Source organism: Paenibacillus sp. 2TAF8 (assembly GCF_052114825.1).
Taxonomy (GTDB): domain Bacteria; phylum Bacillota; class Bacilli; order Paenibacillales; family Paenibacillaceae; genus Paenibacillus.
Genome location: NZ_JBFRFN010000007.1, coordinates 73890 through 88526 on the forward strand (window position 1 = coordinate 73890; position 14637 = coordinate 88526).

Below are 14637 nucleotides of genomic sequence, written 5' to 3' on the forward strand. Positions count from 1 at the left end.
AGCATGTAACAATGGATAAATTGGAGGTTGTTTTTTGAAAATAACTCGTGAATACTTCCGTTTGTTTACGAAAATGATGTTAAGCAACAAAGTAGCATTCGTATGGTATCTGTTTTTTCCTCTCATTGCTTTTTTTATCTTTAATGTTCAGTGGTTTACTCAGGGGCCTGAGATCAATGAGTTCTACATCCAAACCAGTGTATTTGTTTCATATATTATCTTTGTGATGTCCATCGATGTGACGACCAATCTGATCTCTTTAAGGGAGAGCGGTTTTTTCAAAATGTTCAAATTTATCTCGGGTAGTAAATATCCCATTATCTGGGGAAAAGCTCTGAACCAAATTTGTTTTCTGTTCTTGACCATTCTTCTGTTCTCGCTAGTATCGGGAGTGATATTCCTGGATAGCTTTGGACAGGTTGCTTTGTTTCTCGCGGTTTCTTTAACAAGCTGTATATTGGGATCTGTCATGGTCATTTTATTAACGCTTATCCTTATGCTTCTTCCAGTAAGGCAAGAGTCGCTGAATGCTGTGATCAGTATGAGCTTACTGGTCATGTTTTTTCTATCTGCAAAGGGACTGGCGTATTCAACAGAGTATGGTCTACTTCTGGTGTTCATCAACCCTATGGAGTACGTCAGGAATCTAACTTTTTTATTAGCAGAATGGTTTATGGATAGCCCGTTCCCACATTTGAGTCTGATCAACATGAATTTCATCACACTTTGTTATGTTACCTGCGGACTTATCGCACTCAAGTTTGTGAAAGTCATATCCAGAACACATCGGACATAGCAGGAGGATCTATGATTAAAATTGAAAATTTGAGCTTTTCTTATCCCAAAGCCTCTCGCAAAAATCTGGATCATTTACATGTGGAGTTTCCCGAACAGACCGTTAATATGATCATTGGCAAGAATGGTTCTGGCAAAACGACTTTATTTGATCTGATCGCGAATGTGATTAAACGTCCGCCAGAAATACAGGGTATTCCTGATGAGAAGGAGATCATCTACCAGCTGCAGGGTTTATTATTTCCTCTAACCTTAAAGGCTAAGGATCTTTTTCGTTTTTTTCTGTATTCTGACCACTCCAACCGTATTGAAGTGAATAATGAACCTTATGTAGATGAAGCTATGAGTCCAGCTGAGGTTGATTTGGTACAGCGAGTATGGAATATGGAGTTTGGGCAACTATCTGTTGGGGAGAGACGTTATCTGTGTATTCTGGCAATCACATTAATGAAGAGAAAATTGTACATCTTCGATGAACCATTGGCGGGAATCGATCCTGAAATGCGTTATCATATTTTAAAAAGGATCAAAAAGCTGGCACTCCATAATGAGTGCACTGTACTGGTCTCGAACCATCACTTGCAGGATATTGCAAATATCCAATGTGTTCTGCATTTTATTCATCATGGTAAAATAACCTTTAGTGGGTCATATGATACATTTATTGAAATGGGAGATGGAGTGAATCCTGACTTAGCGTTTTTGGAGCAGGTGAAGTAGGAAGAGGCATTTCTCCATTTTAAAAACTCAGATACATGTCTAATTTGAACCGAGAGCGGAGAGGAAAAAAGCAATTTTTAGTTACGGGGTGAAATTATATAAAGGTGCGAGTTTATAACCAAGTTTAGCCTACTCATCGGTAGGCTATTTTTTATTTTTAAATTCTTAGAACTGCAGATAGCAGTGCCTTTTCTAAAGAATTATTTTTACAATATTATGCAAAACATAATATGTTCTAAAAAGCCCTTGTAGTCATTAGCGGAACTAATAGCTTACTCAAATTAAATGTTTTTTTTAGAATGTCCTAGAGGGGGAAATGCCATGAGAGAACTAAGTATCTTAAAAGACTAAATCGAGCAAGGTCGGCAAGAGTTGAGTCGCTTGGTAGATCAATATGGAATCCCGAATGTGAAAGTGCTTGAGCAGTCTATGGTGTTGGATGAGCTAATTAATGAATATAATCGATATACCTGTGGAATGAGTATGAATAAGTAAATGATATGTCATTCCAGCTCATCCAGTCTGAAGCTTAGATTTAAAGATCATCTTCTTCAATGAACTTAAAGTGAAAAATAATACAAGACACACAACTAATTTCACACCGATATCTGAGAGGCGTTGAATGTTACCAGCGGCAAAAACATTGTATCCATTGGTGACAGCTGAACTAAAATGATCCCCAATGAACAGATAATATGATCCGAAAATGACCATATGAGAAACTGTATACAAGATAGAGAAGGCGAAGGGCATCAAAGCGATGTAGATATTTTTGCTGATAACAAACAATATGAGTGTTTGAACAGCTAGGATCAGACCACCAATAAGCATGAAACTATTGCGCCCTGAAAAATCATAAGCGCCGCTGAAAAATAAATTCTCAAAAAGTGTAAATGAATCGAGGCTACCAAACAAGTTTTTAAAAAGGCCCAGATATGCCTGCAAATATCCTAATCCAAATAAAATGGGAACTGACAATAGACACCAACGATCAATGTTTTTGCGAGTTAGCAGTAAAGCACTGCTCAAGGCAAATAGAGTAATAAAGACTACAGGGAAAAGTTCGATCACTCTGTTATGAGCATCGTAATAATGAAGCACTAATCCTGCGAACAGGGAGCTAAAATATAGGATTAAGTTCATGATTATAAACTGTAGGATCAGTTTACTTGATAGACCGTAAGTCTCTTGAGTCAATTGAGTTCTTATGCTGGTCGGATCACCAAAGGACGCTATAGCTTTTGTGGTAGCTTCTTCTTCAGTGCATCCCTCATTGATATGATGCTCTTTGGAGGAGTGTAAATGAGTAGCCATTTCTTCGGCTAAATCGCTACGCTCTCGTTTAGATAAGAATGATTTCTTAAAAACTTGGTCTAAATAGGATTGAATGTCCATTCGCCGTTCCTCCTAAAAAAATATTAATGATATGTGTATTTTGTTCCCATGAAGTTTTGATTGCTTCCAGGCGCAGCTGTCCTTCTTCTGTGATGCGGTAGTATTTTCGTCTAGGCCCACCTTCTTGTTCACCCCAGTAGCCTTCAATGTAAGAATTGGCCTCCAACCTCTTTAATGCAGGATACAGCGTACCCTCCTTGAGCAGAAATGCTCCATCGGTGACTTGATTGATATATTGAGATATCTCATACCCGTATGCATCCCTTTGACTCAGAATTGAGAGCACAATACCATCGATATATCCTTTGATCATTTCATTCTTCAACTTATACACCACCTACTATGTATTTCTATGTAGTTAAATTAACATATATTTGAAAATAACTCAAGAAAATAGGTTTATAAGCAGGATCAACGTTGAACAAAATCCTATTGTAAATAAAGTAGCCTATACTAAATCAACATTACTGATCATACCAATTTTTTCAGCACTCAGGTGCCAAGGCGACCATCCTTGACCGCCCCATTTTGTTACTTATTTTGTTTGAGAGATTTATTTTCAACTACGACGGCTTTTTCAGAGCCAGTAACTGAACTAGAATTTGTTCCTGTTTCCATGGTAAAGGCCAGTATAAGAACGGCTGTCAAAGCAAGTCCTCCAAAAGCATAAGCAGCGTAACGCTTGAGCTTCTCATTACTTGAAAAGAACCAGATTACAGCTATGGCAAGCAACCCAAAAACAATCATTGAATACCCCCTATATACTGTTTTTTACATGCATATATTAATACTATTTTCTGTTGGAAGTGTATAACACAATTTTAACTTTATTCGTAAATAATGTTAATGATATGTCATTCATGGGTTCATTTGCTCTGATATAATACCTGCTAGGTAGACGAAAGGAGATTTTAGGATTGAAAAAAGCACTCGGTGTATTGATAGTGTTGAGTTTCATCTTGCTTTCAGGATGTGGTGGATCAGGTAAGCCTGTAACCGATACGCAAGGTTCGGGTGAGTCTCCCAGTAAACAAGTAACAACACAGCAAAATAGTGATTACTGTACTACAGAGAGTACAAGTTTGGATAGTGAAACTGAAAATTATTTCTATGGAACTTGGAAAGTTGAGAAGCTTTTAGGATTTGCAAATTCATATAATGACGCTTCTGAATATCCAACAGGGCAGAAGTTTATCGGAGATGAACTCATCATCAAAAAAGACTTATTTTCATCAAAAGGAATTAAAAACTACAGTCAATATCAAACTGAACTAAGAAACCCATTATATGAGATTACAGCGACATGCAATAATAAAGATTCTTTTTATAGATCATTTAAAATAGATATTCCAGACTTAAATGAAAATGATGTGGTAAAAGCAATAGATGTAAGTAACCCTTCTACAAAAATGAGTATACCTGTAAGTTTAAGTTTTTTTGTTGTTAATAACGAAAGGCTTATCTTGTTATCGGAGGCAACTATCTTTGAGCTTAAGAGAATTTCGGAATAAATAATTAAGGTTATGTTTAGGTTATATGCTGTTGTACTAGAAGATTTACAAGAAGCTGAGGATATTCTATAAAATTATGAAAATGCAAGAAGATCAGCCTCATGGCTGACCTTCTTGTTGTGTCACAAATTAAATGAATTAAATTGAATATACTGGATATTTGTGAGTATAAGGCTGACCCTTACAAAATAAAGTTGCTTCTTCATTTCTTCGTCTCGTTAAGTTTCTGTCATATGAAAATGCTTTGCTGACTAGTTTCGAACAATTATCTTTTTCTACATCTGAACGTGGGCCTTGAAAAGACGAATATATCATAATGTACGAAAGAAGATTTTTTACATCACTCGAATTTAGCACCCCAGGACCTGCATTAAAAGTGAGCGAAACAAGTGCATCAAACTGAGATTGTGACAAAGACATACCTGCTGGAAGTGTCACATTATTTACTGCTTTTACAGCACTTGCAGTGTCGTCATTAAAAAATGTATTTGCCTGAGACTAAGAAATTGGAGAGGTATAATTTAGCCCCAAAGAAGTTGATAGCGCATTAGCTTGTGCTTGAGTTAGAAGGGAATCACTTGGATTACCTGTTGTATTTTTAGTATATGTTTTAGATTTTGTAATCAGATGTCCCCATCCAACTGTTGGATATCCATAGGGATCTCCATAAAATTTCAAGGAAAATCCCTCATGCGATTTGATAAGTGTTGCACCAGAAGAACCTAAAGATTGATTTGCCATAATAATCACTCCTGAAATTATTTTTAGTAGAAGAACAATAGGGAGGAATCATAGCCAGAACACCATTCCCAAGTTTTCTGCAATGCCGTATTGCCTTCACATATGTATAAAGAGAAGTGAGATCTATTTTTTACAACTTTAAATTCTAATAAACGGACGTGAGTTGAAAAAAATCATAAATAATAGATGCCAATACGATATATAGACGGAATATTATTATTTAAATCTATATACTGTGCTTTGGAGTGGGTATAAGAAATTTTAAAGATACTAAACTTATGAAACTAAGCTCTTGCAAGCAAACATTAAATTTTGCAAAGGAACAAAATATGAATTTTTTGGCAATCTATCCTATTATGTTATACAAAGAGGGGGTGTATGCTGTGAGTGAACCGTTGCAGATCAAAGATCGAATTGAACGGGATAGGCAAAAGTTACGTCGGTTGGCGGAGAATCATGGCATGCAGGATTACAAAGTCCTCGAACAGTCCATGGTTTTGGATGAGCTAATCAATGAATATTATCGATTCCAATATAAACATATGATGAAGAGACAACCGATTGCTTAATGCAGTCGGTTTTTTGATGTGACCCAAAAGAAGCCGACTGCTAAATTGCATTCGGCTTTTTAATGTTTTCCGAAAGATATATCACGCTCCCCCAACTTCCTCCCATAACARCCCTCGATCCACTTCCTCTTCAAATTTCGTACTAAATCCATAGCTTACAGGATCGTCGTCGCATCTCTAAACTGGATATGATGACCTCAATTCACCCGGAATGGATGCATCTGTTTGCTCCAACGGATGGAACCATTTCATCGAACAACAGCGAGGTCTCATACAATAAAACGAAGAAGGGGGACAAGTGAATGGCAGAAAGGACGATGAACTTTTTTCGTTCGATCCGAAAAAGCATAAACCTGCGCTCCAAGCTACTAGTGCTTTTTCTGACATTGACGCTCTTGCCGCTTAGCGTGCAGGGGGTGATGAGCTACGCCCATTTTTCGCAGACAATGGATCGAAAGACGGAGCAATTCACCATTGATATGGTGCGGCAGATCAACACAAATCTGAACCGGATGCTCAAGGATTTTGAGCGGTTGTCGCTCTTGCCGCTTTATGACCAGACGGTGCTTGGCATCCTGAGGGAGTACGATGGTTCGATGGGTTCAGGGACGTGGGCGAGGTCGGATGATTACCAGAAAATGAAGCTGTATACGTCAGCTCAAGCCTATGATCGGCCAGAGATTCGAGGCATTCATCTGATCAGCAATAGCGGCATTCTGTTCTCCAATCTGGACTCCCTTGCGGTCAAACCCGTCTGGGACGGTAGCCAAGAGGAATGGTTTTCCGAATTAAGGGGCACCGAAGGCATATGGCACTTGCTTCCTCCGCATATTCCCGGCTACTACGTGAGTGGCCAGGAAGCGGAATACATCACCGTGGGCAGAGAGCTGCGTGATCCAGGGACGCTCCAGCGGCTGGGGTACATTTTGATCGATATCCGGCTGGAGGCCTTTGGACAGCTATTATCCAACCTGAATTTTGAGCAAAAAGCAAGTCTGATGATCGTGGATAGCCAGCAACGTCTTATTTTTGAAAAAACGTCTACAGACGGGTTATCCGCTTATGCTCCTTTGTTATCCCATGGAAAGCTTCAGGATTATGCAGACAATCAGAAGATAGCACTGGATGGACGTCCCTACCTCCATGTAAGGCATCATTCAGAATACTCGGGGTTGTCTGTGATCAGCCTCACGCCAATTACGGTCATTCAAAAGGAGTCGGGGGAGATGCTTACCTTCACCATGGGGCTTGCCCTTCTCTGTATGGCGGCTGTAGCGATCCTCGCCGTACTCGTATCTTATAGGGTCACACGTCCGCTTATTCGCTTGAAACATCATATGATTCGGGTGGAGCAGGGGGATTTCAGCCAGCGGGTTACTCAATACAGCAGTGATGAACTGGGGCAGATCAGCAGGGGATTTAACCGCATGATGGAGGAGATCCATCGTCTGTTCAATGAGGTGTATGTGCTTGAAATTCAGGAACGGGAGGCCGAATTGTCGGCGCTGCAGAGCCAGATGAACCCTCATTTTATATACAACACACTGGAGTCGATCAACATGATGGCTGTCCGCCAGAGGCATGCCGAAGTATCTGCAATGGTGACAGCGCTTGGCAGACTGCTGCGATACACCATTGATAAGGCAGATCGCATGGTGACCCTTCGGGAAGAGCTGGCGTTTGTCGATTCTTATGTACGAATCCAGCAAGTGCGTTACAACGGTGAATTGGAGATCATCTATGACATGGAGGAAGAGGTTAACGACTGTCTTGTTCCCAAGCTGATCCTGCAACCGCTGGTGGAAAATGCGATCTGTCATGGGATCGAAGGACGGCTAGCACGCGGCAGCACGGGTGGTAATAATGGCGGTATCATCTGGGTATCTGCCGTTTTATTCGATCAGGAACTGCTCATCAGTGTTCGGGACAACGGCAAAGGAATGGAACAGGAGGAGCTGGATCGGTTAAATGCTTCTGTCTCTGGACAGACCGTTTCTGGACAAAACGTGTACCCACCCGCTAATCCCATTCTGCATCGTCATGCCGGGGAGAGTCTGGGGTTGCACAATATCGCTCAAAGGCTGCATCTGGTGTATGGAAAAGACAGCGGACTAAGTGTTGATGGCAGCCCCGGGCAAGGGCTGGTTGTTACCTTATCCATTCACCTTCAACGGAAAGGGGATTGATACGCATGTATAAAGTGCTGCTTGTGGAGGATGAAACGGTGATTCGTCAGGGATTACGAGAGCTAATTGTACAGGCATCCCCTCAGTTTCAGGTGGTGGGGGAAGCGGCAAGCGGAGCCGAGGCACTGGAGGTACTGCGCTGTGAAGTGCCGGATGTATTAATCACGGATATCCGTATGCGCGAGATGGATGGACTGACATTGGTTTCATTAGCGAGAGAGATGTACCCTGATCTGCTGATGCTTATTATCAGCGGGTACGGGGAGTTCGAATATGCACGGAGGGCATTGGAGCACGGGGTATTAAGTTATCTTTTGAAGCCCATCGAACGTCATGAACTGGTGAAAAGTCTGCAAAAAATGCAATCGTTGCTGGACCATAGATACGGCCGCTCCACACTTCCTATCCCCGAAACCTCTGGCACAGCCAACCCGGATCACGGGGAACCTCGCAAAATTATTCGCAGCGTGAAAGAGCACATCCACCAGCATCCCGATGGTGATCTTCGGCTCCAGACGGTTGCTTCACTGGTCAATCTGAACCCGACGTATCTGAGCCAGTTGTTCAAAACCGAGACGGGCATCAACTATTCCGAATATATCGCAGAGGCACGAATGGAGCGGGCCAAGTGGCTGCTGGTCAACACCGGACTCAAAATCTATGACGTTGCCCGATTATCTGGATATCAGAGTCCGAAACATTTCATGTTGGTTTTTAAACAGCAGATGGGGTGTACGGCAGGAGAGTATCGTGATGGATATGGTGTGCAGCGTAGGGAGTAGAGCCGCGAGAAAACCTCTTTAAATTCCGTACCATTTCTGCAATTGGCGTGATTTAGGAGCAAGCAGCGCTTTCGATATACTGGGGTGGCATAGGAATACGATAACGTCCATAAGGGGGATTTCCATGAAAAAGGCAGGATTGACGCTGATTCTCGTACTTGTGATCACGGCTCTAATTGGGTGCACAAGCACCAATACGGGCGGGGGTTCTAACGCCTCTGGTGGAGAGAACGACAAGGTAGAGCTGAAATTCATGATGTGGGGTAATCAGGCACATATTGATGTCTACAACAAGCTGATCGATGGCTTTACCAAAGAGAACCCGGGCATCAAGGTAACGATGGAATCGGTACCCTTTGCCGATTATCAGCAGAAAATATCGGTGCTTGCCGCTGGCGGCTCGCTCCCTGATCTGGCCTGGGTATCGGAACGCATGATACCACAGTTCAAGTCCAATCACATCCTGGCCGACGTGTCGGCGTTCAAGGATGATGCACAATTTAAGCTGGACGATTACATTCCCAGCACGCTGGATCTCTTCCGTGAGGGAGATCAACTGTTAGGCTTGCCGTTTTCCACACCGCCTGTGGTGATGTTTTATAATCAAACGCTGTTTGACAAGGCTGGGCTGACCGATCCCAATACGCTGGCGGCCAAAGGCGAGTGGACGTGGGAGCAGTTCGAGGCATCTGCCAAAGCAATAACCAGCAAGGATGCGGCGAATCGCATCTATGGGGCTAACTTTTTTCGGGACTGGAAGACCTGGGCAGTGCTTTCTTCATACTCCTGGTCTAACGGAAGCGGGCCGTTCAATGAAGATATGACAGCGTTTACCTGGAATGATGAGTACGGAGTACAGACCTTTGCCATGCTGGAGCGCATGATGTTTAGCGACGAATCTCACCCGAAAGCGGGCGAGCAGGTGAGCTTTGATGCAGGCAATGTGGGCATGTTCTTCGATAACTACAGTTATGTGTCCAAAGCAAGGGAGATCAAGGATTTTGAATGGAGTATTGCCCCTATGCCGTCCGGCTCACAGGGCAGCGTACCGATGCTGGGGCAGGCGGGCTATGCCATGTTTAAGGATAGCAAACATCCGGAGGAGACAAAGAAATTGCTGAAGTATTTTGCCAGTGAACAGGGAACGCAGGCAACCGCGACGTACTTTGTGCCTGCGCGTACTTCGGTGCTGAACTCCGACGCTTTCATCCAGCAGCCGAACAACCCAAGCAAAGAGCATATCGTGCAGGCGGTCATTGATGAAATGCCGAAAGCCCGTCTGATTCCGGGACATATCCGCTGGCAGGAGATTGATAACGCGGTACTGCAGGGTTTTGACCGATTATTCGCCCGTACAGCCTCGCCAGAGGATAATTTGAAACAAATGCAGACCGAAGTGCAGCGCATATTACAACCCTGAAGAGAGGCAGAGGGTGAAGGAGTGCGGGAGATGAAGAGTAAATGAGAACAGAGCGTAGGGAAGACAGGAAAATGACGGAAAGAAAAATGACGGAAAAAAGTGAATGGGGCGTATGAAGAGTGAGAGAAGTGAGGGGATGAACCAGATGGAAGACATGGAGAAGAGTCAGCAGACGGAGCAGATGCAGCAGCGGTCACAGAGGACGGAACAGACCAAGGGGTCGCAACAGATGCAGCATTCTCAGAGTTGGCAGAGCCCGCAGAACTCCCAGAACCCGCAACATTCACATCAAGTCGGTCAACTTTGGGCTAAGCAACATATGCACAAGACAGGTCAACTGCAAGCTATGCTGGATCAAAAACCGATGTCGCTCATCGTCAGTCTGCCCGGGAATGATCTCGCACTGGCTCGGGCGGCATGGGAGGAAGGGGCGGATGCTCTGAAGGTGCACTATAATGTGGGCCATCGCGCAAGCGGCAACCATTTTGGTCCGCTGGATGAATACACCGAGGTGTTTCGTACGATTCGCTCGCAGTTTGGCGGCCCGTTCGGCGTTGTGCCATCCGGCAGTATTGAAGGGACACGGAGAGAAGATGTGGAGCGCCTGGCGGGTATGGGCTTTGACTTCTACTCCATCTATGCGCATCATCTGCCGTCTATGATGCTGAGTGACCTGGGGCTGGAATCTACGTTTGCGATTAACGATGAGTACGATGCGTCTCTGGTGGCATCCGCTGCACACTTCGGTTTTACTGCACTGGAGGCTTCGATTGTACCCGGCAAAGAATACGGTACTCCGCTATGCTTCACGGATGTACTTCGTTATCGGCAACTGGTTTTGCAGGCCGGGGTACCGGTACTTGTCCCTTCCCAGCGCAAGCTGGTGCCGGAGGATGTTCCCGTGCTTCACCATAGCGGTATCAAGGCCATTATGCTTGGGGCCATGGTTACAGGCAAAACGGAGGATGAGCTGCGTAGAGCCGTAAGCAGTTTCCGCAATGCGATAGATCGTCTGGAGCAAAAGGAGCCTTCGGGCTCGGAACAGTCTGTTTCTGAATCGTTAGCTGCTGGACATTCTATTCCGAAATCATCTTTTGCCGGACATATAGACCCTTGCGATCCCATCAATCCTTCTGATCCTGTGGAACTTTCGGATAGTTCGGGTTCAGGGAGGGATGGCTCGTGAGCCGATCCAAAAAGCCGAGACGCGGAGGGCCGCTCGCCAGGGAGGCGCAGATTGCTGGCTGGTTGTTTATTTCACCGATGGTGCTGGGCTTTACTTTGCTGCTCTTGTTCCCGATGGGGCTTGCGTTTTATATGAGCCTGACGGATTGGCCGCTGCTTGGGGATCATCATTTTATCGGAATGGACAACTACCGGGATATTATGACGGACGCCATGTTCTGGGAAGTGCTTGGCAATACGGTTTACTTTACGGCAGGTCTGGTGCCGCTGAATATCGTACTCGCTTTGCTGCTCGCCCTGCTCTTATCCAAAAGCATTCGAGGGATCGGCCTGTTCAGAACGGCCATTTTCGTCCCGGTTATGACATCATTAATTGTCTGGGCCATCGTGTGGAAGTTGATGTATGCAACAGAGTCGGGGTTAATCAATCAGCTATTGCTGATGATGGGGATTAAAGGCCCTGCTTGGCTATACGATCCGAACCTGGCAATGCCTGCGGTCATTGTGACGAGTGTACTGAAAAATGTCGGTCTGAACATGGTACTGTTCATTGCAGCACTTCAGCAGGTACCGCGTTCCCTGTACGAAGCGGCGACACTGGATGGCGCGGGAAGAAGGGCTTCTTTTTTCAACGTTACTCTTCCTATGATCACGCCGACCGTATTTCTGACCGTAGTGATGACCGTCATTGGGTCGCTCAAAGTATTTGGACAGATTTATGTCATGACCCAAGGCGGGCCGAGCAACAGCACGAAAGTTCTGGTCTATTACATCTGGGAAAAAGCATTTAAGCTGTTTCAGTTCGGCTATGCTTCGTCCCTTGCGTATGTGCTGTTCCTGATTGTGCTGATTCTGACGCTGCTGCAATGGCAGCTCCGAAAGAGGTGGGTGTTTGGTGAAGGCGATGCCTAGGTTGACAGGCCGGAGGTTCGGGGCTGCTGTTGGCACCTATTTGATACTGACGGTAGTTTCGCTGATCATGATTGTTCCGTTGATCTGGATGGTCTCGACATCCCTCAAGGAACCGCAGAGCATATTTACCTATCCACCACAGTGGATACCGGACAGCTTACAATTTCAGAATTATATCGATGTGTTTCGATTGATTCCGTTTCACCGTTTTTACGGGAATAGTGTGTATATCTCTGCGTTGGTGGTGCTTGGCACGGTGTTTTTTGCTTCCCTTGCGGGGTATGCCTTTGCCAAGATTCCGTTTAAGGGGCGGAATGTGGTCTTTCTCATTTTGCTGAGCGCGATGATGATTCCGCATGAGGTAACGGCCATTCCGATGTTTCTTTTTATGCGGCAGCTGGGGTGGATTGATACGCATCTTCCGCTGATTTTACTGCCGATCTTTGGCGCGGGCGGTGTGTTTGGCATCTTTGTGATGCGGCAGTTCTTTATTACGGTGCCTACCGAGCTGGAGGAAGCAGCGATGATTGATGGCTGTAGCCGATTTCGGATTTATTGGCAGATTATGCTTCCCCTTGCCAAGCCGGGTATGGCGACTCTAACTATTTTTACATTTGTGACGAGCTGGAATGAGTTCTTTGATCCGTTGATTTTTATCAATTCGAGAGAGCTGATGACGTTACCGCTGGGATTGTCCCTGTTCACGGATGAGGTGGGCACAGCCTGGCAGTATTTGATGAGTGCAACCGTGATGGCGACGGTGCCGCTATTGATCGTCTTTTTTCTGGCGCAGCGGCGTTTCATTGAGGGTGTGGCGATGACGGGATTGAAGGAGTGATTGGGATTGGGAAGCTGCTGGAAAAGCTAAGAGAATTGAAAGGTAACAGAAGGATGGGGGTTTAGAACGGTTAGAGCGGGGACAGGCATGAGAGGATGTGCGAAAGTAGACAGAGGGACAGGTTGCATAAGGTGATTGGAAGGGCAGCGTATCGTATGGAAGGGAGAGGGAACGTTTGAATGAAATGGCGAATGTAAAACGGGAAACGGCGGATGTTGTCATCGTCGGAGGCGGTCCTGCAGGAATAACGGCGGCGATTGCAGCAGGAAGGCAGGGTGTTCGCGTGGTGCTAGTGGAACGCTACGGATTTGTTGGCGGGATGTCAACGGCTGCTATGGTCTACCCGTGGATGACGTTTCATACCGAGCAGGGTGAGCAGGTCATTCGGGGAATTGCACAGGAGATTGTGGATCGCTTGCGGGCACGGGGCGGTTCTCCCGGGCATCTGCGTGATACGGTTGGTTTTGTGCATAGCGTGACACCTTACGATCCGGCCGTCTATCAGGTGGTTGCGGCAGAAATGTTGAAAGAGGCGGGTGTTCGGCTGTTGCTGCACAGCTTCGTAGATGGTGTTACTGCGGTGGATGACCGAGTCGAGGCAGTGCGGGTGACGAACAAATCCGGTCAGCTGGAGATTCGGGCGAACGTATTTGTCGATGCGAGTGGTGATGCGGATGTGGCTTATCTGGCTGGGGCTGCTATAGCGAAGGGACGGGAGGAAGACAACCAGTCTCAGCCCATGACGATGAAGTTTCGTATGCGCGGCGTGGATCTCGGGCGTGTGAAGCAGTATATGCAGGAGCATCCGGAGGATTTTTATGAGAAAACCCCGTTTGCCGAGTTAGACACGATTCCGTTGACGGGCGTGAGCGGTTTCTATTCACACTGGAAGAAAGCGGCGGTACCGATTCAGCGCGATCAGGTGTTGTTTTTTACCGGACCGGCGGCTGATGAAGTGTTGATTAACTGTACCCGGGTGCAGGGGTTTGATGCTACCAATGCTGTGGATTTAACCGAAGCTGAACAGGAAGGACGGAAGCAAGTGTTGATGATTGCTGAGTTTTTGCGGAATGATGTGCCGGGTTTCGAACGAGCCTCGATCTCGGCTGTAGCCCCACAGATCGGTATTCGTGAATCCAGACGTGTCATTGGGCATTATGCGCTGACTCAGGAAGATGTGGTTGCAGGGCGGAAGTTCGACGATGTAGTCGCTAGAAGCGGTTATCCTATCGATATTCATGATCCCTCCGGGCAGGGCGTGACAGCAGCCTTTATTGAAGGTGATGGTGCGTATGATATTCCCTATCGTTCTCTGCTCTCCCAAAATATTAGCAACTTGCTGGCTGCCGGACGCTGTATCTCCACGACACATGAGGCCCATGCCACAACCAGACTGACTCCAAGCTGTATGGCAACGGGAGAGGCAGCGGGAACAGCTGCGGCTATGGCGGTAAAGCTGAAACTTGCGCCTGCGAATCTTCCTGTATCACTGTTGCAAGCAGAGTTGCGCCAAAATGGTGTGGCGATTTGAGTGAAAAGGTTGGGAAAAGAATGGCCCGGGTGGAGAAGCTGCGAGAACGTCT

Annotated in this window: 15 protein-coding genes and 1 pseudogene; 12 read left to right on the forward strand and 4 right to left on the reverse strand. The window is 45.5% G+C overall.

Going from position 1 to position 14637, the window contains the following annotated elements; translation table 11 throughout:
• The first annotated feature begins 34 nt into the window (after positions 1–34).
• From AB4Z30_RS12590 to AB4Z30_RS12600, 3 genes are all read left to right on the forward strand, one after another.
• Positions 35–796, forward strand: coding sequence for a hypothetical protein (locus AB4Z30_RS12590; RefSeq protein ID WP_441926772.1), 762 nt, complete (start codon positions 35–37; stop codon positions 794–796).
• An 11-nt stretch (positions 797–807) separates the two neighbouring features.
• A complete protein-coding gene (locus tag AB4Z30_RS12595) occupies positions 808–1515 on the forward strand; it encodes an ATP-binding cassette domain-containing protein (RefSeq protein ID WP_441926774.1) in 708 nt (235 codons plus the stop codon).
• Between the two features lie 351 nt (positions 1516–1866).
• Positions 1867–2010: an aspartyl-phosphate phosphatase Spo0E family protein gene (locus AB4Z30_RS12600; protein WP_441927131.1), complete on the forward strand. Its 144-nt coding sequence runs from the start codon at positions 1867–1869 to the stop codon at positions 2008–2010.
• Between the two features lie 18 nt (positions 2011–2028).
• Here AB4Z30_RS12600 and AB4Z30_RS12605 read toward each other — a convergent pair whose 3' ends face one another.
• The 3 genes from AB4Z30_RS12605 to AB4Z30_RS12615 form a co-directional block, all read right to left on the reverse strand.
• The gene (locus AB4Z30_RS12605) at positions 2029–2910 is read right to left on the reverse strand and encodes a permease prefix domain 1-containing protein (RefSeq protein ID WP_441926776.1); all 882 of its coding nucleotides are present in this window, start codon (positions 2908–2910) and stop codon (positions 2029–2031) included.
• The gene (locus AB4Z30_RS12610) at positions 2876–3244 is read right to left on the reverse strand and encodes a PadR family transcriptional regulator (protein WP_441927134.1); all 369 of its coding nucleotides are present in this window, start codon (positions 3242–3244) and stop codon (positions 2876–2878) included. Before AB4Z30_RS12610 ends, AB4Z30_RS12605 begins: the two co-directional genes overlap by 35 nt.
• A gap of 197 nt (positions 3245–3441) precedes the next feature.
• On the reverse strand, positions 3442–3657 hold the full coding sequence (locus tag AB4Z30_RS12615; RefSeq protein WP_441926778.1) for a hypothetical protein: 216 nt from the start codon (positions 3655–3657) through the stop codon (positions 3442–3444).
• 170 nt (positions 3658–3827) lie between these two features.
• Here AB4Z30_RS12615 and AB4Z30_RS12620 point away from each other — a divergent pair, with 170 nt between their 5' ends.
• The gene (locus tag AB4Z30_RS12620; protein ID WP_441926780.1) at positions 3828–4421 is read left to right on the forward strand and encodes a hypothetical protein; all 594 of its coding nucleotides are present in this window, start codon (positions 3828–3830) and stop codon (positions 4419–4421) included.
• A gap of 138 nt (positions 4422–4559) precedes the next feature.
• Here AB4Z30_RS12620 and AB4Z30_RS12625 read toward each other — a convergent pair.
• Positions 4560–5162: pseudogene (locus tag AB4Z30_RS12625) on the reverse strand (lysozyme).
• A 383-nt stretch (positions 5163–5545) separates the two neighbouring features.
• Here AB4Z30_RS12625 and AB4Z30_RS12630 point away from each other — a divergent pair.
• From AB4Z30_RS12630 to AB4Z30_RS12665, 8 genes are all read left to right on the forward strand, one after another.
• On the forward strand, positions 5546–5731 hold the full coding sequence (locus AB4Z30_RS12630) for an aspartyl-phosphate phosphatase Spo0E family protein (protein ID WP_441926782.1): 186 nt from the start codon (positions 5546–5548) through the stop codon (positions 5729–5731).
• 302 nt (positions 5732–6033) lie between these two features.
• On the forward strand, positions 6034–7917 hold the full coding sequence (locus AB4Z30_RS12635; RefSeq protein ID WP_441926784.1) for a sensor histidine kinase: 1884 nt from the start codon (positions 6034–6036) through the stop codon (positions 7915–7917).
• A gap of 5 nt (positions 7918–7922) precedes the next feature.
• Positions 7923–8699, forward strand: a complete 777-nt coding sequence (locus AB4Z30_RS12640) for a response regulator transcription factor (RefSeq protein ID WP_441926786.1) — start codon at positions 7923–7925, stop codon at positions 8697–8699.
• A 124-nt stretch (positions 8700–8823) separates the two neighbouring features.
• Positions 8824–10119, forward strand: coding sequence for an ABC transporter substrate-binding protein (locus tag AB4Z30_RS12645; RefSeq protein WP_441926789.1), 1296 nt, complete (start codon positions 8824–8826; stop codon positions 10117–10119).
• Positions 10120–10264: 145 nt separating this feature from the next.
• Positions 10265–11305 (forward strand): hypothetical protein, encoded by a 1041-nt coding sequence (locus AB4Z30_RS12650; RefSeq protein WP_441926791.1) that lies wholly within the window; start codon positions 10265–10267, stop codon positions 11303–11305.
• A 77-nt stretch (positions 11306–11382) separates the two neighbouring features.
• Positions 11383–12216 (forward strand): carbohydrate ABC transporter permease, encoded by an 834-nt coding sequence (locus tag AB4Z30_RS12655; RefSeq protein WP_441927136.1) that lies wholly within the window; start codon positions 11383–11385, stop codon positions 12214–12216.
• On the forward strand, positions 12209–13054 hold the full coding sequence (locus AB4Z30_RS12660; protein ID WP_441927139.1) for a carbohydrate ABC transporter permease: 846 nt from the start codon (positions 12209–12211) through the stop codon (positions 13052–13054). The genes AB4Z30_RS12655 and AB4Z30_RS12660 overlap by 8 nt, the downstream gene beginning before the upstream one ends.
• Before the next feature lie 184 nt (positions 13055–13238).
• A complete protein-coding gene (locus AB4Z30_RS12665) occupies positions 13239–14585 on the forward strand; it encodes an FAD-dependent oxidoreductase (RefSeq protein ID WP_441927141.1) in 1347 nt (448 codons plus the stop codon).
• The last annotated feature ends 52 nt before the right edge of the window (positions 14586–14637 follow it).